Origin of the sequence: Psychrobacter faecalis (assembly GCF_016107575.1) — a bacterium.
Classification (GTDB): Bacteria; Pseudomonadota; Gammaproteobacteria; order Pseudomonadales; family Moraxellaceae; genus Psychrobacter; species Psychrobacter faecalis.
This window is the reverse complement of record NZ_JABAST010000010.1, coordinates 62,948-80,395: the sequence shown is the minus strand read 5'-3', so window position 1 is coordinate 80,395 and position 17,448 is coordinate 62,948. Positions and strand designations below refer to the sequence as shown.

The 17,448-nt window shown below is 42.4% G+C and carries 15 protein-coding genes and 1 pseudogene; 4 read left to right on the top strand and 12 right to left on the bottom strand.

From position 1 onward, the window contains the following. Nucleotides 1-163: pseudogene (locus tag JFC07_RS13160) on the bottom strand (RNA-guided endonuclease InsQ/TnpB family protein); the annotation flags it as partial. 140 nt (nt 164-303) lie between these two features. Then, complete coding sequence (locus JFC07_RS05200; protein ID WP_102076262.1) at nt 304-1,377, bottom strand: aspartate carbamoyltransferase catalytic subunit; 1,074 nt, start codon at nt 1,375-1,377, stop codon at nt 304-306. Nucleotides 1,378-1,798: 421 nt separating this feature from the next. Between JFC07_RS05200 and JFC07_RS05195 the strand changes: the two genes are divergently transcribed. Then, nucleotides 1,799-2,782, top strand: a complete 984-nt coding sequence (locus JFC07_RS05195; RefSeq protein ID WP_198328483.1) for a class 1 fructose-bisphosphatase — start codon at nt 1,799-1,801, stop codon at nt 2,780-2,782. A 98-nt stretch (nt 2,783-2,880) separates the two neighbouring features. Further along, nucleotides 2,881-3,675 carry a TrmH family RNA methyltransferase gene (locus JFC07_RS05190; RefSeq protein ID WP_198328482.1) on the top strand — a complete coding sequence of 265 codons (795 nt, stop codon included), beginning with the start codon at nt 2,881-2,883 and terminating at the stop codon, nt 3,673-3,675. Nucleotides 3,676-3,756: 81 nt separating this feature from the next. Here JFC07_RS05190 and JFC07_RS05185 read toward each other — a convergent pair whose 3' ends face one another. The 8 genes from JFC07_RS05185 to JFC07_RS05150 all read right to left on the bottom strand — a co-directional run bounded on the left by JFC07_RS05185 (nt 3,757) and on the right by JFC07_RS05150 (nt 11,747). Further along, the gene (locus JFC07_RS05185) at nt 3,757-4,689 is read right to left on the bottom strand and encodes an electron transfer flavoprotein subunit alpha/FixB family protein (protein WP_191691519.1); all 933 of its coding nucleotides are present in this window, start codon (nt 4,687-4,689) and stop codon (nt 3,757-3,759) included. 148 nt (nt 4,690-4,837) lie between these two features. Then, nucleotides 4,838-5,587: an electron transfer flavoprotein subunit beta/FixA family protein gene (locus tag JFC07_RS05180; protein WP_198328480.1), complete on the bottom strand. Its 750-nt coding sequence runs from the start codon at nt 5,585-5,587 to the stop codon at nt 4,838-4,840. A gap of 507 nt (nt 5,588-6,094) precedes the next feature. After that, entirely contained in the window at nt 6,095-6,670 is a 576-nt protein-coding gene (locus JFC07_RS05175) for a DUF421 domain-containing protein (protein WP_198328478.1), read from the bottom strand. Between the two features lie 293 nt (nt 6,671-6,963). Further along, nucleotides 6,964-7,176 carry a cold-shock protein gene (locus JFC07_RS05170; RefSeq protein ID WP_068408416.1) on the bottom strand — a complete coding sequence of 71 codons (213 nt, stop codon included), beginning with the start codon at nt 7,174-7,176 and terminating at the stop codon, nt 6,964-6,966. 367 nt (nt 7,177-7,543) lie between these two features. After that, entirely contained in the window at nt 7,544-7,969 is a 426-nt protein-coding gene (locus JFC07_RS05165; protein ID WP_068408418.1) for a hypothetical protein, read from the bottom strand. A gap of 297 nt (nt 7,970-8,266) precedes the next feature. Then, complete coding sequence (ilvC, locus tag JFC07_RS05160; protein WP_068408420.1) at nt 8,267-9,283, bottom strand: ketol-acid reductoisomerase; 1,017 nt, start codon at nt 9,281-9,283, stop codon at nt 8,267-8,269. Between the two features lie 134 nt (nt 9,284-9,417). Then, nucleotides 9,418-9,915, bottom strand: a complete 498-nt coding sequence (ilvN, locus tag JFC07_RS05155; protein WP_068408422.1) for an acetolactate synthase small subunit — start codon at nt 9,913-9,915, stop codon at nt 9,418-9,420. Beyond that, a complete protein-coding gene (locus tag JFC07_RS05150) occupies nt 9,915-11,747 on the bottom strand; it encodes an acetolactate synthase 3 large subunit (RefSeq protein WP_180952479.1) in 1,833 nt (610 codons plus the stop codon). The genes ilvN and JFC07_RS05150 overlap by 1 nt, the downstream gene beginning before the upstream one ends. Before the next feature lie 841 nt (nt 11,748-12,588). On the opposite strand from JFC07_RS05150, the gene JFC07_RS05145 reads away from it, so the two are divergent. Then, nucleotides 12,589-13,098: a DUF4124 domain-containing protein gene (locus tag JFC07_RS05145; protein WP_223808605.1), complete on the top strand. Its 510-nt coding sequence runs from the start codon at nt 12,589-12,591 to the stop codon at nt 13,096-13,098. Nucleotides 13,099-13,176: 78 nt separating this feature from the next. Here the strand turns inward: JFC07_RS05145 and JFC07_RS05140 are convergent, their stop codons facing one another. Then, nucleotides 13,177-14,958 (bottom strand): NAD(P)H-hydrate dehydratase, encoded by a 1,782-nt coding sequence (locus JFC07_RS05140; protein WP_198328477.1) that lies wholly within the window; start codon nt 14,956-14,958, stop codon nt 13,177-13,179. A gap of 194 nt (nt 14,959-15,152) precedes the next feature. On the opposite strand from JFC07_RS05140, the gene queG reads away from it, so the two are divergent. Next, on the top strand, nt 15,153-16,409 hold the full coding sequence (gene queG / locus JFC07_RS05135) for a tRNA epoxyqueuosine(34) reductase QueG (RefSeq protein WP_198328475.1): 1,257 nt from the start codon (nt 15,153-15,155) through the stop codon (nt 16,407-16,409). A 146-nt stretch (nt 16,410-16,555) separates the two neighbouring features. On the opposite strand, the gene lysM is transcribed toward queG, so the two are convergent. Beyond that, nucleotides 16,556-17,065, bottom strand: coding sequence for a peptidoglycan-binding protein LysM (lysM, locus tag JFC07_RS05130; protein WP_144297874.1), 510 nt, complete (start codon nt 17,063-17,065; stop codon nt 16,556-16,558). Nucleotides 17,066-17,448 lie beyond the last annotated feature (383 nt).

Genomic DNA, 17,448 nt, shown 5'->3' with positions numbered 1-17,448 from the left:
TTACATAAGCCGCAATATCATAAGCTGAAAAGAAATGATTGGTGCGTTGAAGATGTTTAAAACTCAAGTCATTTACATAGTTCCACACAAAGTTAACTGCACCAGCCAGTTTATTTAGCTGATTGGCATGTTTGTCTTTGATGCGCAACTTGAGCGTTTTCATAGAGTGATTATGACCTCAATGAGTTTGGTTGACAAGTCTGTTTTAAGGCTGAGCGACAATAGCTGACGCCTGATATCCACGCCCTAGAAGGGACATGGTTTTACGGCGCTTTTTGATAATTAAAATAGGGCAGCAGAGGATTATTGACTCGCCGCTTGATGCGCGCGCTGACCTTCCATAGCTAGCGATAACACTGCCATGCGAATCGCAATGCCATTATTTACTTGCTTTAAAATAACAGACTGGTCACCATCGGCAACGCTTGAGGCAATCTCAACCCCGCGATTCATCGGCCCAGGATGCATCACCAACGCATCGGGTTTAGCCAGTGCTAGGCGTTCAGGCGTAATACCATAGTGTTTATAATACTCACTCGACGACGCCAGCAGCGGCGAGCCGATACGCTCATTTTGTATTCTTAATCCCATAATGACATCACAGTCGGTGACGCATTCGTTCATATCTTCATAAACTTGCACGCCAAAACGCTCAATACCTTTGGGTAATAAGGTACGCGGCGCACAAACACGAATATCTTTAACTCCCAAGGTTTGCAGCGCACTGATATCTGAGCGTGCGACCCGCGAATGCTTAATATCACCGACGATGGCCACAGACAATTCTTCAAACGGGCGCGGTGCTTCACGGTGAATGGTCAGCATATCGAGCATACCTTGCGTCGGATGAGCATGCCAGCCATCACCGCCGTTGATAATAGCAATATCTGGCGTCACTTCGGTTGCCATAAAATGCGCCGCGCCTGACGCTGAATGCCGTACCACAAAGATATCCGCCGTCATCGCTTGTAGATTCCATAAGGTGTCGCGCAAGCTCTCGCCTTTTTTGGTACTGGAGCGCTCAATATCGATATTGAGCACATTGGCACCAAGACGCTTTTCGGCGACTTCAAAGGTTGTACGCGTGCGCGTTGACGGCTCAAAAAACAAATTCATCACCGTATAGCCTTCAAGCTCAGGGCGGTTAATCAGTTGCCCATTATCATCAAAAAATGTCTCTGCTTTGGCAATAATTGCCTGCAGTTGCGCTTTACTTAAACCCTCTACCCCTAAGAAATGGCGAATACTGCCATCGTTATTGAGCTGCGGACGACTGAGCGAGGCGTTGAGCTTTTGATGAATAGTCTCAGGATCAAACTTGGCATAATCAGTCGGCGAAACGGTTGGTGTTGAGCGACTATCGATAGAATTTGACATAATGGCACATCTTTATTGTTAGGTGATATGAGGTGATTATCATTATTTAGGCGTTTTACGCTCGTTAAGCACACAGACAAGGACATTTTGGCGCTTATTTGCTACAATTTAGCGCAATGACAAACAACCTTAAAAGATAGCTTTTGGCGTCTTAGTGAGCAATGGCTCTAGACATATAGCAAACCTTATCAAAAGCCACTTATTAACACCATAAATAAATAATCATAGCGCTAGTGTAGCTGATTTTGTGGTCAGGACAAAGACGCCTTGCTGGGTATTTAAAAATTTGCCAAATTTAGGCAAATTAAAGGTGATCTAACCGTCTCTCAAACTTCTATTTAATTTTTATTCTCATTGGTCTTATTTTTAAAAGTACTTATTTTAATACTATCTATTTTAACCGTCTTTATCAGGAAACCTTATGACAACCTTAGCAAATTATCTAAATGCTGATGCCAGTAACCCGGCACTTAATGACGTAATTACCACTGTGACTAATGTTGGTAAAACCATCTCGCAGTTATTAAGAAAAGGGGCGTTAGCAGATATCTTAGGCGAAGCAGGTAATCAAAATGTCCAAGGTGAAGAGCAGAAAAAACTCGACGTCTTAGCTAACGATTTATTATTAGAGGCGTTGGCAAACAACGCGCATTGTGCAGGTGTTGCCTCAGAAGAGCTCGACGATGCTACCCCTGCCAACGCTGATGGTAGTTTATTGGTATTGTTCGATCCGCTTGATGGCTCATCAAATATCGATATTAATATGGCCGTCGGTACCATCTTCTCTATCCTACCGTACCAACGCCAAGGTCAAATCAGTGCAAATAGCGATTTTTTACAAGCGGGTAATCAACAGCTAGCCGCCGGTTATTTGCTATATGGCACCTCTACGGTACTGGCATTAACCATCGCTGATAATGTCGTGATGTTTAGCCTAGACCCTGATAGCAATGACTATGTGCTGATAGAAGAGGATGTTCAGATTGATGCGGATACTAGTGAATACGCTATCAACGCTTCAAACTATCGCTACTGGCAAGCGCCTATGCAGCAATATATCGACGAGCTCATCGCTGGCAAGACTGGCGTACGCGGCCGTGACTTTAACACGCGTTGGGTGGCGGCGATGGTCGGCGATGTGCATCGAATTTTATGTCGTGGCGGTTTATTCACCTATCCATTTGACACCAAAGATGCCAATAAAGCCGGCAAGTTACGCTTGATGTATGAAGCCAATCCGATGAGCTTATTGATTGAGCGAGCGAGCGGCGCTGCTACCGACGCGGTGCAGCGTATCTTGGATATAGAACCAACGGATATTCACCAACGTGTCCCTGTGGTACTTGGCAGTAAAAACGAGGTTGATTACGTTAAAAATCTACATTTAAAACATGCTGATAAATAAATCATTTGCACCCAATTTGATAATACACAGCGTACAGCGATATAAACAATCGACTTTACGCTGATGATTCAAACTCTTTATATTTTAAGCGATCTATTATGGTAGCAAATCCCACCGAGCTGATTACCTCAGATAAAAATACGACTGTCAAACTTATCAAAGGGCTATTGACGCAAGCGCGCCAGCGTAAGAAACAAGGGCAAACCGTCATTGAAGGCGTGCACCTTATCGATGCCGCTCTGCGTAGCGATTACCCATTTGTGCAGATATTACTGTCTGAATCGGCGCACCAGCATTCTGAAGTTCAGCAGCTTTTGACGCGCCTACCGACTTATACGCCTATTTTGACTTTAGCAGATAGCCTGTACGAAGGTATTCGTAGCTTAGGGACTGGCATCGATATCATGGCGCTGATTAACATTCCAGCGCCTAGCCTTAAACCCATCAATGATGACTGCTTGATTCTTAATGATGTCCAGGACAGCGGCAATGTCGGTACGCTACTGCGTACGGCGGCGGCGGTTGGCATTAAAAACATACTTTGTACCAGTGCAACAGCGCAAGCATGGTCACCAAAGACGCTCAGAGCAGGTATGGGCGCGCAGTTTGCCCTCAGCATTTACGAGAGGTTAAGTGTGCAAGATATTTTAGATTTCGTACAAACGCCGCTATTTGCCACCAGCTCACATACCGATACGGTCATTTATCAACATGACTTAAGAAAGCCAATCGCTTGGATTATGGGGCATGAAGGCCAAGGTGTTTGCGACGAGCTAATGCAGTGTGCCACCCCTATCGCCTTGCCGCAGCCTAACGGGCAAGAAAGCCTGAATGTCGCCATTGCAGGCTCATTATGCTTGTATGAGACATTGCGTCAGAGAAGTTATGCTTAGAATCATTTAGAGAAAACACGAAAAACCCGCTATAAAAATAGCGGGTCTTTTTTGCTTCATTACTTATGCAAGAGGTAACAATTAAATCTTGCTAGTCAGCTCAGGCAATGCCTCAAACAAATCGGCTTCTAAGAAGTAATCAGCAACGCTCGCGATTGGTGATTCTGGATCATTGTTGATAGCAACGATGACTTTAGAATCTTTCATACCTGCTAAATGCTGAATCGCGCCTGAGATACCCGCTGCGATATAAAGGTCTGGTGCAACGATTTTACCTGTTTGACCAACTTGCATATCGTTTGGTACATAGCCTGCATCAACAGCAGCCCGTGATGCGCCAACCGCAGCGCCAAGCTTATCCGCTAGCGGCTCGATATATTTAGTGAAGTTTTCACCATTCGCTAATGCACGACCACCAGAAACCACGATGCTTGCAGAAGTCAATTCAGGACGGTCAGATTTTGCCATCTCTTCATTGACGAAGCTTGATTTACCCAAATCTTGAACATTATCGAGTGTCTCAACAGACGCTGAACCGCCTTCGCTTGCCACAGGATCAAAAGCAGTGGTACGGACTGTTAAAACCACTTTATCTTCTGAGGTCTTAACTGTTGCCGTGGCGTTACCTGCATAGATAGGACGCTCAAAGGTGTTTGCGTCTACGACCGCAGAGATTTCTGACAACATGCTCACGTCAAGTAAAGCGGCGACACGTGGCATAAAGTTTTTGCCAGTAGTGGTAGCAGCAGCGATGATATGGCTATAATCACTAGCGATGTCAGCAATCAATAGGGCGATATTGCCTGCCAATTGATGTTCATAAGCGGCGTTATCGGCTAATAGTACTTTAGTCACGCCTTCAGCTTTAGCGGCTGCATCAGCTGCTGCCTGCGCGCCGCTACCAGCGACCAATACATGGACGTCATCGCCTATTTGCTTAGCAGCAGCGATCGTGTTCAAAGTTGCCTTTTTTAGACTGGCATTGTCATGTTCTGCATATACCAAAATTGCCATTGTTTTTATCCTTTATTTATTCGTATCATCTATTCATGCGGTTGTTTGTGTACAAAACGATTTATCAAATCAGCTTAAATATGAAACCTTTTAGATAACATCATTTTGCACAAGATATGCCGTAGCAAAATATTAAAAGACTCACGCCTTAGATAACTTTTGCTTCATTTTTTAGCTTATCGACCAACTCGTCAACTGAACCTACCTTGATACCAGCTTTACGCTCAGAAGGTGGCACGACTTTGATAATTTCTTGCTTAGAAGTCATATCGACACCGAAATCAGCAGGCGTTTTTTCATCAAGTGGTTTTTTCTTCGCTTTCATGATGTTAGGCAATTTTGCATAACGTGGCTCATTTAAGCGTAAGTCAGTGGTGATAACCGCTGGTAGCTCAAGTGCTAGGGTTTGCAGACCACCGTCGATTTCACGCGTGACGTTGACTTTGCTGCCTTCAACTTTTACTTCTGACGCAAAAGTACCCTGACCGATACCCATCAATGCTGCTAACATCTGACCGGTTTGGTTGTTGTCGTCATCGATGGCTTGTTTGCCCAATAAGATAATATCCGTAGACTCAGTTTCAGCGATATTCTTAAGGATTTTAGCAACTTGTAATGGATAAGGTTTTTCGTCAGATATGACCAAAATCCCACGGTCAGCACCCAAGGCTAAAGCTGCACGAATTTGCTCTTGTGATTCTTTTGGACCGATTGAGGCGACGATGACTTCATCAATCACGCCCGCTTCTTTTAGACGAACGGCTTCTTCAACAGCAATTTCATCAAAGGGGTTGATTGACATTTTAGTGTTAGATAAATCTACGCCCGAATTATCAGCTTTTACACGAACTTTTACGTTGTAATCAATGACACGCTTGACCGCTACTAATGCTTTCATACGTTCCTCGTTTATTAATGTTATGAATTAAAAATTACCAATTAAGAACCAAAGGTTCATTTTTTTCAAACTATGGTGCAAATTGTCGTTCAAAATACTACTAAAGGTTTTTACCACATTAGCATAGATTTAAACATAAATATGTATAAGCCGCTCACCCAAGATATCGCGGCATCATATTTATTATTCGCTAGTCGTGATTTATTATCGGTATTTACTCATCTAAGTATTTACCAATAACAAAAGTATATCAGTAAACGATTAAATCCTGCTAAAGCTAAGCCAACCGTTATTATCAGACCCGTCTATCTTGCGTGAGCTCAGGACTAAGGTCAAGACAACGCCGTGAATAATGCGTCATAAATTTGTCACCATTGTTGCAAAAACTGTCTATAAGAGCCTAAATAGAGAGTTAATTTGCTCGAATACGCTAACTCGACCGTCCTTTATAACAGAGGCAGCTTTGTAATTACTGCCTACTTTACTATGATTTCATCTTCCGACTTTTTATTGTCTAGGCGGGTTATCAAGTTTATTGTTAGAATTAATTAGCAAATGGCTGTCACGAATGTCGTCAAACAACGACCAGTCAGGCGCGGTACTATCCTGCTTAATGACACTCATATCGCCAGTCGTTTCCATAATAACAGCGAATACTTCGCTTTTTGATTTCAATCCGTTCTTACGCAATACTTCTTGCACGTCATTTTTGGTCAGATTGGCTTCTTTTAAATTATCGCAAAAATACTCTCCGTGCGCCATTAAGATAATTGCTTGATTATCAATCAGTGATTTTAGAGGTTTAGACTTACGCCTGATGACAGAGATGGTACCTTGAATAAGAAACAATACCGCAACGGCGACTAAGCCTTGTGACAAAGATGGACTGTCAGATAAGATGGTTGACGCCAGTATGCTACCGATAGCAACAGTCATGGCAAAATCATAGCTTGAAAGCTTGGAAAAACTGCGTAACCCCATCAACCGCGTAAACAAAATGAGTCCCAAGTATAATCCAAGCGCCGATAGTGAAATGCCAACTATTTGCTGCCATTCAATCGCAAACCATTTTTCCCACTGCATACACTCGCCTTTTTTATTTGGTATTAATGCCTAAAAACTTTTTTAAACTAATCCTCTATTAAGATAACAGCGTTATTGTCAAAAATAAATAATCACGCTTTGTCCAAACTTACAGAATTTAAGTCATTTTCTTAAAAAAATATCATAAAAAAAGCAACCTGATGAATGGTTGCTTTTTTTTAAAGTCTAAACAGTATTTTTATTGTTTTAACAAACAAAGGAATCAATACTTATCGATCATCTTTATGGTATCAAGTTGGCTAATAAATCAGTTTACTCAATAATCACTAAGATTAGATAGCTTCGATTTGCTCAGCTTGTGGGCCTTTCTTGCCATCACCTAAGATGAAAGACACTTTTTGGCCTTCGGCTAGAGTTTTGAAACCGTTACCTTGGATAGCGCTGTAGTGAGCGAATACGTCTTGTCCGCCATTGTCTTGAGCGATAAAACCAAAACCTTTAGCTTCATTAAACCACTTTACAGTGCCTTCAACTTTCTCTGACATAAATTTTCCTAACTCTTTAACTGTTGGCGAGACGTGTGTCATCACCGATTAATTGATATATACTCAAGTGTTTTTTGCTAAGCGCATCGGCTTAAACCCTTGATTTATCTAGAAGATAACCTCAAGCTCTTGCCTAAAATCCTATGAGTACAAGCTGATTATAGCAGCTTTTCTAAACTGCAACAGGTTAAATTATTTTTTTTTGTAAAAAACCGCGGCCTTCTGTCAGCTTTATCATTAAATAAATATTTATTATTTAAATAATTGATTTTAATGGTTATTTTATAGTATCTAAGCTAAAAAAATTAATTTACGATACTCTTAATAGCACAACAACCAAAAATACCATCTAAACGCTAAAACATTGTTATGCAGGTAGCGGTAACCAGGGCGATAATAAAACCAGTAGACACAAGGCAAAAAATATCAAAGAAAAGGATTGGCTATAGGCAATATATTTAGCTGGCACCACCAAATCCTTCGGTGAGTCTGGTATGCCTTTGCGCTTGAGCAGACGCGTACCATATATCCAGCCGTAGATGGTATAGATGCTATAAGCGACTGGCACGGCAATGGCCAACGGCGCCAAATCAATGACGTACAACGCCAGAGTAGAGACAAAGAACCAAGCGGTATCAAGTAAAGAGCTGATGCGAAAGAACTTAGATTGCGGCAGCTTACCTTGGTTGCGCTTGAGCATCTCGCCTTCTATCCAAATCAATACTGCTACCACAGCGCTCAGAGTAATGTAGATAAATTGCGGCGTTAGCCAGTTAGGACTTGGTATTTGCACAACAGACAACCTGTAATCAAGAAAGAATAAGAATAAAAAATCAAGCGCTCAGATCATTCTTTAGCGTTTGGTTTTAGTATTTTTTTAAATAAAATAAGCAAGTCTGCTTATATGAGGCAGTAATAAAGAGTTTTCAACCACTAACAAGTGATTACGGTGGCAACTTTCTCTAGATTATTGAATTGCTAGCCATTAAAAAACCCATGCTATCGAGTGATAACATGGGTTTTGATTTTTAGATAACTAAAATGATAGAGATTTGATTATTGCTTAATTGCTTAACCATTCACTAATAAATTAGTTTTTGTCTTTATCGATGATTTTATTGCCACCAATCCAAGGCATCATGCCGCGCAATTTCGCACCAGTCACTTCGATTTGGTGCTCAGCGTTGTTACGACGACGGGCAGTCATTGAAGGATAGTTGGTTGCGCCTTCACTGATGAACATTTTTGCGTATTCACCAGATTGGATGCGTTTTAGCGCATTACGCATCGCTTCACGTGACTGTTCGTTGATCACTTCTGGACCAGTCACGTATTCGCCGTACTCAGCGTTGTTGCTGATTGAATAGTTCATATCAGCGATACCGCCTTCATACATGAGGTCAACGATAAGCTTTAGCTCATGTAAGCACTCAAAGTAAGCCATTTCAGGAGCATAGCCGGCTTCAGTTAGGGTTTCAAAGCCCATTTTTACCAGCTCAACCGCGCCGCCACAAAGTACCGCTTGCTCACCAAATAGGTCGGTTTCGGTTTCATCTTTAAAGGTCGTTTCGATGATGCCTGAACGACCACCACCAACACCAGCAGCATAAGACAAGGCTAACTGCTTAGCTTGACCAGACGCATCTTGATAGATAGCGATTAAATCTGGGATACCGCCACCTTTGGTAAATTCTGAACGTACGGTATGACCTGGTGCCTTAGGCGCCACCATAATAACGTCAAGGTCGCTACGTGGCTCTACTTGGTTGTAATGGATCGCAAAACCATGAGCGAAAGCAAGGGTGGCACCTTCTTTGATGTTTGGTTCAATCACATCGCTATAAAGCTGTTTTTGGAACTCATCAGGGGTCAAAATCATCACGACGTCAGCCGCTTTTACCGCTTCTTCTACTTCAGCAACTTTAAGGCCCGCATTTTCCGCTTTTTTCCATGAGCTAGAATTGGCACGTAGACCAACGGTGACATCGACGTCTGAGTCTTGTAAATTCAACGCGTGTGCATGGCCTTGTGAACCGTAACCAATAATGGCAACTTTTTTGCCTTGGATGATTGATAGGTCACAGTCTTTGTCATAATAAACGTTCATAAATAGAGTCCTTTTCCTAAAACATGGCTGGCCATGGATAATAAGCGCTTCTGCTCTAACCGAAACTCTAAAGTATTGGCTAAAATGAGCGCGCTGTTGATAATAAATTAAGATTTTTAATAACGATTATAAAATTATAAGCTTAGGGTTTTTTCGCCGCGTGCAATACCAATGACACCCGAACGCACCACTTCCATAATGCGCTCGCGACCAATCACATCGATAAAGCCGTCAAGCTTGGCTTTATCACCAACGATTTGAATGGTGTAGAGGTTAGAATTGACATCAACGATTTGAGCGCGAAAAATATCAGCACTGCGTTTAATCTCTTCACGTACACCGCCCGACGCTCGTACTTTAATGAGCATCAGCTCGCGCTCGACGTGCACATTGTCTGTTAGATTGAGCACTTTAACCACTTCAATCAATTTATGCAATTGCTTGGTGATTTGCTCAATTCTTTCAGGCGAGGTAATGGTGGTGACCGTCAGACGTGAGATACTTGGATCATCCGTAGGGGCGACATTTAGCGTCTCGATGTTATAGCCGCGTTGGGAGAACAAGCCGACTAACCGCGACAACGAACCCGCTTCGTTTTCCATCAATACCGAAATCAGATGTTGTTGTTGCATTAGGTACGCTCCCCTTTTGTTAACCACATATCACGCATCGCTTGCCCAGCGACTTGCATCGGATAAACATGCTCATTACGATCGACATAAACGTCGATAAATACCAATTTATCAGTCATAGCCATAGCTTCAGCCAATTGTGCCTCCATAGTCGCAGGATCGGTGATCTTAATACCGACGTGACCATAGCTTTCAGCCAATTTGACAAAGTCTGGTAGTGAGTTCATATAAGACTGCGCATGACGGCCTTCATACAGCATGTCTTGCCATTGTTTAACCATACCCAACTGTGCATTGTTTAGGTTCAAAATTTTGACTGGCAAGTTGTATTGTAAGCAGGTTGATAACTCTTGAATATTCATCTGAATAGAGCCTTCACCAGTAATACACACCACGTCGCGCTCAGGATTGGCAAGTTTTGCCGCCATGGCATAAGGTAAGCCCACACCCATGGTGCCCAATCCGCCGGAATTCAACCATTGACCGGGCTCATTATAAGTATAATAAAGCGCGGCAAACATCTGATGCTGACCAACGTCACTGGTGATAATGGCGTTACTATTGGTTACTTTATCCAAAGCTTGCACCACCGCTTGGGGCTTAATACCATTATCGGTATTGGTGTCATAGCGTAGACCATGACGCGTACGCCATTCATTAATTTGTGACCACCAATCTAACAAGGCATGTTGCTCAAGCTCTTTATCATCACCGATGATCTCTAACATATCGGTCAAAACCGCTTTAACATCGCCAACGATTGGAATATGGGCATTAATGGTTTTTGAAATGGATGCCGGATCAATATCGATATGAATAATCGTGGCATTCGGACAGAATTTTTTGACATTATTGGTCACGCGGTCATCAAAACGTGCACCGATTGCCAAGATGACATCAGCGTGATGCATACTCATATTGGCTTCATAGGTGCCATGCATCCCAAGCATGCCTAAGAACTGACTATCAGAACCTGGGAAAGTACCCAAACCCATTAAGGTATTGGTAACTGGTAAGTTTAAGCGATGAGCAAGCTCAGTCAACTCTTTACTGGCTTTACTCCAAATGACCCCGCCGCCTGCATAAATAACAGGACGCTGTGCTGACAATAAAGTTTCAACGGCCTTTTTAATTTGACCGCTATGACCTTTTAGTGAGGGCTGATACGAGCGGATAAACACATCTTTTGGATAAGCGTAGGCAAATTTTTCACTTGGCGCTGTCATATCTTTTGGTACGTCAATGACTACTGGGCCTGGACGTCCAGACTGAGCGATATGAAAGGCTTTTTTGACAATCATAGGGATTTCGCTAGCATGGCGCACTTGGAAGCTATGCTTGACGATAGGACGTGATACACCGACCATATCGGTTTCTTGGAAGGCATCTTCACCGATTAGGCTACTAGGTACCTGACCTGAAATAACCACCATCGGCACAGAATCCATAAACGCGGTGGCGATTGCCGTCACGGTATTGGTCGCACCTGGACCTGAGGTCGCGAGCACCACACCTGTCTGACCGGTCACGCGTGAATAAGCATCTGCCATGTGGCCGGCTGCTTGTTCATGACGCACTAAAATATGCTCAATATTTTCTTGTTGAAACAAGGCATCATAGATATGTAGAACGGCGCCGCCTGGATAGCCAAAAATATATTTGACCCCTTCGTCGGTCAGTGCCTGCACCAACATCTCAGCGCCAGACAACATCACAGGCTGCTCGCTACCTTCTGCAAGGCGTTGTTGCTTTTCTTCAAAATTTTTGGCGGCATTACCCGTTTGGGTATGTCCAGTCATATTCGGACTTTGCGTGGTTTGCGTCACTGTCATCACCTTTTTTTGTGGTAAGAATGGTCGCTCATTTATAAAAGAAAACACCGTTTTTACAAGGTTATTGGTCTTATAAAGAAGACTTGGGATTCTTATCCATATCAAGAATGTGTGCCTACTATATTCAAGTAACACTGTTATATAGAACAGCATGGCCCTCAAACACAGCAATATATGTAGGGTCAGCTTTGTGGCAGGATTTTATCGACAGACAGTGACAAGATGCGAATGCACCTATAAAAGAGGCTTATTATTTTGAGAATACCAAGTTACGACAGTGATAAATAAATAGAGGCAGGATATAAAACGACTCTCAATAATATTGACACGCTATAGGATCGCTAAATCTTATAACTTATTTAATGAGTTGTTGTTAAAACTACACATTGCGCCCTATTTTTTATTACAGCCAAATCTTACGAACCACAGTAATAATAAGTTTATCTTAGTCATTGTAGACAGATAAGTCCGCAGACAATAAATATAGCTTTGAATACGCATTAGGATAATGGCATTTTATTCCATATCATTGTCACAAAGAAAATAAAACTGAGCAAGCTACTGATAAGCAACCCGTAGTCCTTATTTTCAAGTGCCACGGCAATTTTATAAAAGCCGCTCACTGACCAATCAACTGCTATTATATTCGATGGTTTGGGCACCTTTGTCAAGAAAAACTTCTAAACCCTATGCCTAACTATTAGTTATTAAATAATGTACATTTATAAGTATTATTTGCTAAAATCAAACGCTAGTGTATTTATATTGTTATCAAGACGATTAAATATTATCCTTATCTGATAAATACGTCCGTTTCTTACCTATTAAGAGGATTGTCATTATGGCAATTGTTACCATGGCATCTGCGTTTCGTGTGAACACCGCTACCAAACTGCTTCTAAGTATCAGCACGGCGTGTATGCTCATGCTGCCAATCAATGCCAGTCATGCCATTCAGGTTTATAAATCTATCGGCGCGCATGGCGAGGTGAAGTACAGCCAACACGCCCCGCAAAACGGTAGAAATATTGAAGTGATAGAGTTTCGTAGTGACGGCAGACAAAGTAACGCCGGACAATTGGCAGGGAAAACCGAAGCCAATCAAGCGGCTCCGCAAAGTGCTGAAGAACAGCGCGTGGCTCAGCTAGAGGCGCGCATTAAAGAACAAGAAGCACAGGCGAATGCTCAGCGTTGCCAGTCATTACGCAATAATTTAACCAACCTAAATGTTGGTGGGCGTATCTACGAGATGGATGCCAATGGTAAACGTCAATATTTAGATGGCCGTGAAATTGAGCTAAAACGCGAGCGTGTACAGCAAGCCATCAATCAATATTGTAATGGTACCTAAACTCGGTCTTTATATACCTTTGAATAATACCATCACTGCTCTATTCAACGTTAGTCATTGATACTGATAACTGATGATTCAGTCAGTTATCAGGTGCATAATATGGCGGATAGCAACGGGCATATCCTGTGCTTGCAAGCCTCGTTGGCCGATCAATAATGAGCGACAATTATGAGTATGGCTAAGACTTTCTAAATTTTCTGCCTGCCCCGCTAAGCAGTCGCCTGCCAGACCGTGAAGCAGAACCGCTTGGTGCAAACTACGCGCTTCTTCGGTCAAATCCTTTTGCGCTAGCAGACCTGCAATGACGCCTGATAACACATCGCCCATGCCAGCGCTTGCCATCCCGGCATTACCGACGCCACAAACGTAAATCTGTCTTTCCTCAGCCTTTTGCTCTAGCACTAACGACCCTGCACCTTTTAGCACCCAATCGCCGCCATAGATTTTGGCGCACCGTTTTATCATGGCTAGCCTATCCTCTTCTACTTCATTGACCTCTTTATTCAACAATCTTGCCGCTTCACCACTATGCGGTGTTAGGCAAACTTGATGTTCGCTACTATACGCTTTTAGCTGTGTAACCAGTTTATACTGCTCTGCCTGCAATGTTGCCAAATGGTATAAACCATCCGCATCAATCACTATTGGTTTGCTGTTTTCTATCGCCGTTTGGATATAATTTATAAACAACGCTTTTGCTTTGTCATCACGGCCAAGTCCCATGCCGATAGCAATAACACTGGCTTCTTGGATGAGGTTTTTTACGCCATCTGTATCGTGTAAATTGATGGTCATCGCATCAGGCAATGAAGTTAATAGCGCTCCATGAAATGCTTCATGACAGGCGACGGTAATTTTACCCGCACCAGTCGCCATCGTACTTGAAGCCGAGAGGATAGCAGCACCGCCCATGCCCTGCGAGCTATCAACGCGATTACCGCCAATCACCAATACATGCCCGTAACTGCCTTTATAACTGTTTTGACGGCGTGGATTTAATGGATAAGCTGCTGTCAGTAGCTTGGCAATTGGCTTAAATTCTTTACTAGCCATTTGATAAGGTATGAGCGGAATGTCAATAACTTGTCCGCTATAATCCATACCATCGTTAGTATGCAAACCAAATTTGCGCGCAATCAAACATAATGTCGCATCAGCGTTTACAGCTACTTGGTCGAATACTTGCCCAGTAGAAGCAACCAAGCCACTGGGCACATCAACCGCAATAACCAAAGCGCCGTTGTACTGCGCAGCATCGTTAAGACTATTAATTGCCTGTTTATAAATACCATCAGGCGCGCGATCTAAACCTATACCAAATAACGCATCGACGTAGACGTCGGCTTGTAGCTGCTCACTTACGTTTTGCTTGTCATCAGAACTGATGTCTTCAAAGCGTAAATAATCACAGTTAGCAGACAGCGCTATTTGTAGAGCTTGGTTGGCATCAGATAAAGAAGCTTCTTTGTTAGATGACTGCGTTGTCTCAGCTATCGCAAAAACTTGTTTATCAAAGCCAACCGTGATGATTTGTACTTGCCAGCCTATTTGCTGCAAATAATAAGCAATCAACCAACCATCACCGCCATTATTACCCTTTCCGACCCAAATACTTACTCGAGGCGAACAATTATTGCGATTATCAGTGTTAGTAAGTGCTGAGGAATAAGAATTAAGCATTTTTTGCTCATAAAGCACCACAATATAATGTGCCATCTGCCATGCAGCCTGCTGCATTAATCCAAAACTATCATGACCTGCGCCAAACCATGCCTGCTCCATAGCATAAATCTGCTGACTACTATACAACGCTACTGGTATGGTCGTTTTTGTGGATACATCGGTTGCTACTGGCATGGTTCATCCTCGCTTATTTTTATTGGCTGGTTTTATTATTTTAATCATAAGATAATGTATGGGTGGTATCAGCTCTATCAAATTTTACGAGAGCTTACAGCTTGGTATAAATACAGATTTATTGGTTTTGCTACTTGCGCTCGTCGCTCACTGGCTTATCATACTGCTATTCACATTATCATTTATAGCGCATTATGAATACCAAAGCCCAACCTACCCACCTTCAATCAACACAGTCAGGCGCACAGACCTCAGATGCTCACAATTTAGCAGCGCAGACATCTGCGCCTAATCATGCAGAGCAAGCAAGAATTGCCGTTCATAATGCGTCAGAATTTGCTACACCGGCAGACGTCAAACAATGGATTAAAACCCAAGCGCAAGGCCTAGGATTTGCTGACTGTGGTTTTTTATCGGTGCATCATCCTTTATTTATCGAGCAAACAGAACATCTAAAGCAATGGCTGGCAAAAGGGTATGAGGGGCAATTGCAGTTTATGCATCATAACCATCATCTGCGGGCCCAACCTGAGCAATTGGTAGAAGGCGCGAAAACCATCATCAGCGTGCGCATGGATTATTTAACCCAAACTCCCACGCCGCGCGCAGTCACTGATAACGCTTATCCCAATCAAGGTATCATCGCCCGTTATGCTAGGGGGCGTGATTATCATAAGACCATGCGCAGTCGCTTAAAGCAATTGGCATTAAAAATTGAAGCCATGCTACCTGAATGGCAGCATCTTAATATTGGCTCAGAGCAGGATTTTATTTTTCGCCCCTTTAGCGATTCTGCGCCTATCTTTGAGCGTCCTATTGCCGATGCGTCCGGTCTTGGCTGGACGGGCAAACATACCCTGCTCATAAACAAGCAAGCTGGCTCGTTTTTTGTATTAGGCGAGCTATTTATGAGTCTTGAGCTGCCTGATGACAAACCGGTCAAGGAGCATTGCGGCAGTTGTAGCGCCTGTATTGACGTCTGCCCTACGCAAGCAATTATTGCGCCCTATGAGCTTAAAGCCTCTGCTTGTATCTCTTACCTTACCATCGAACACGACGGCATTATTGACAGCAAATATCGCCGTGCCATCGGTAATCGCATCTTTGGCTGTGATGACTGTCAGCTTATTTGTCCGTGGAATCGCTACGCCAATATCACGCCAGTAGAAGATTTTGCCCCAAGGCATAATCTTAATAACAGCAGTTTGCTTGAGCTATGGCAATGGCAAGAAGCGGAGTTTATGAAAAAAACCGAAGGTAGTCCGCTTAGACGCACCGGTTACGTGAATTTTTTACGCAATATCGCGATTGGTCTTGGCAATGCAGATGGTAGTACGGAAATAATTACTCAGCTGCAAGCAAAATTAGGCGTTCATAATGCCATGCTAGACGATCATATCCATTGGGCAATTAAAGAACAACAGGAAAAACTAGAAAATTTAAAACCGTAAATGCTATGGAAAATAAAGACCAAAAAAATGCCTCTAATTATATTAAGAGGCATTTTTATTAGCACATAACTTTAAATATCTGTGTTTAAGCGCTTATGTTTAAATACTTATATTTAAACGCTTAGCTTTAAGCACTTAACAGCCTATTACGGCTTAGGAATACGTAGAACTTGACCTGGATAAATCTTATCGGGATCAGAAAGCATTGGTTTGTTGGCTTCAAATATTTTCATATAATCACCCGTTGAACCATACACTTCCTTGGCAATTTTAGATAAGCTATCGCCAGATTTTACTGTGTACATGGTAGATTCAGGCGCATCTTCTTCAATATCGATATTATCAATAACTTTAGCGACGTTTTGCACGTTACCGATAGCGATAATAGCTTTTTCGCGATCCGCTTGGGTTTTGGCCTTACCACTGATTTCTGCAGTATCTGTAGAACCGTTATATTTCACTTTTAGATTACTGATATTCAGATTTTGCTGCTGAATACGGCGTAGTAAAATATTGGCAACTGACTGAGCAGAAGGCTCTGTGCTTTGAACTGGAGTATTAGCATCCGCTTTGGTTTCTGCTTTAGCGTCATGCTTGGCATCGTCACGGTTAAAAATCTTTTCACCGATGTCTTTTGCGAAACTGAACATACCCATAAAATTGCTCCTTAAAATATTGTTATCTATTATTTATCATTATTGTTTTAATAGGCAATGTATTTAACGTTTGTCACTCTCGCATCGCCTACATATGAACATAACTTTTATCTCTAAACAGTGGTTTTAATCGATATAACAAATATCACCTTATTACTGCTTACCATTCTTAGTATAGACAATGGCAAATACCGTCTCTAGTAATAGTATGTTGAGTAATGTTGATTTGGCGTAGCTTATGTAACTTTATCATTAATAGCTACCATTCAAATATGGCAGTGAATTGAGCAAATATAAGCAGTAAAACAGAGAAATAATCACTACCTCTAAAAAATAGCGTTAAAAAAAACCGCTTATCAATAAAGATAAACGGTCATAGCACA

Bases quoted from the DNA above. Each gene is read 5' to 3' on its own strand.
- JFC07_RS05150 (WP_180952479.1), bottom strand. From the start codon at position 11,747: ATGACAGTGACGCAAACCACGCAAAGTCCGAATATGACTGGACATACC.
- JFC07_RS05200 (WP_102076262.1), bottom strand. From the start codon at position 1,377: ATGTCAAATTCTATCGATAGTCGCTCAACACCAACCGTTTCGCCGACT.
- JFC07_RS05180 (WP_198328480.1), bottom strand. From the start codon at position 5,587: ATGAAAGCATTAGTAGCGGTCAAGCGTGTCATTGATTACAACGTAAAA.
- JFC07_RS05140 (WP_198328477.1), bottom strand. From the start codon at position 14,958: ATGCCAGTAGCAACCGATGTATCCACAAAAACGACCATACCAGTAGCG.
- JFC07_RS05175 (WP_198328478.1), bottom strand. From the start codon at position 6,670: ATGCAGTGGGAAAAATGGTTTGCGATTGAATGGCAGCAAATAGTTGGC.
- JFC07_RS05170 (WP_068408416.1), bottom strand. From the start codon at position 7,176: ATGTCAGAGAAAGTTGAAGGCACTGTAAAGTGGTTTAATGAAGCTAAA.
- JFC07_RS05190 (WP_198328482.1), top strand. From the start codon at position 2,881: ATGGTAGCAAATCCCACCGAGCTGATTACCTCAGATAAAAATACGACT.
- JFC07_RS05185 (WP_191691519.1), bottom strand. From the start codon at position 4,689: ATGGCAATTTTGGTATATGCAGAACATGACAATGCCAGTCTAAAAAAG.
- JFC07_RS05145 (WP_223808605.1), top strand. From the start codon at position 12,589: ATGGCAATTGTTACCATGGCATCTGCGTTTCGTGTGAACACCGCTACC.
- lysM (WP_144297874.1), bottom strand. From the start codon at position 17,065: ATGGGTATGTTCAGTTTCGCAAAAGACATCGGTGAAAAGATTTTTAAC.
- ilvN (WP_068408422.1), bottom strand. From the start codon at position 9,915: ATGCAACAACAACATCTGATTTCGGTATTGATGGAAAACGAAGCGGGT.
- queG (WP_198328475.1), top strand. From the start codon at position 15,153: ATGAATACCAAAGCCCAACCTACCCACCTTCAATCAACACAGTCAGGC.
- ilvC (WP_068408420.1), bottom strand. From the start codon at position 9,283: ATGAACGTTTATTATGACAAAGACTGTGACCTATCAATCATCCAAGGC.
- JFC07_RS05195 (WP_198328483.1), top strand. From the start codon at position 1,799: ATGACAACCTTAGCAAATTATCTAAATGCTGATGCCAGTAACCCGGCA.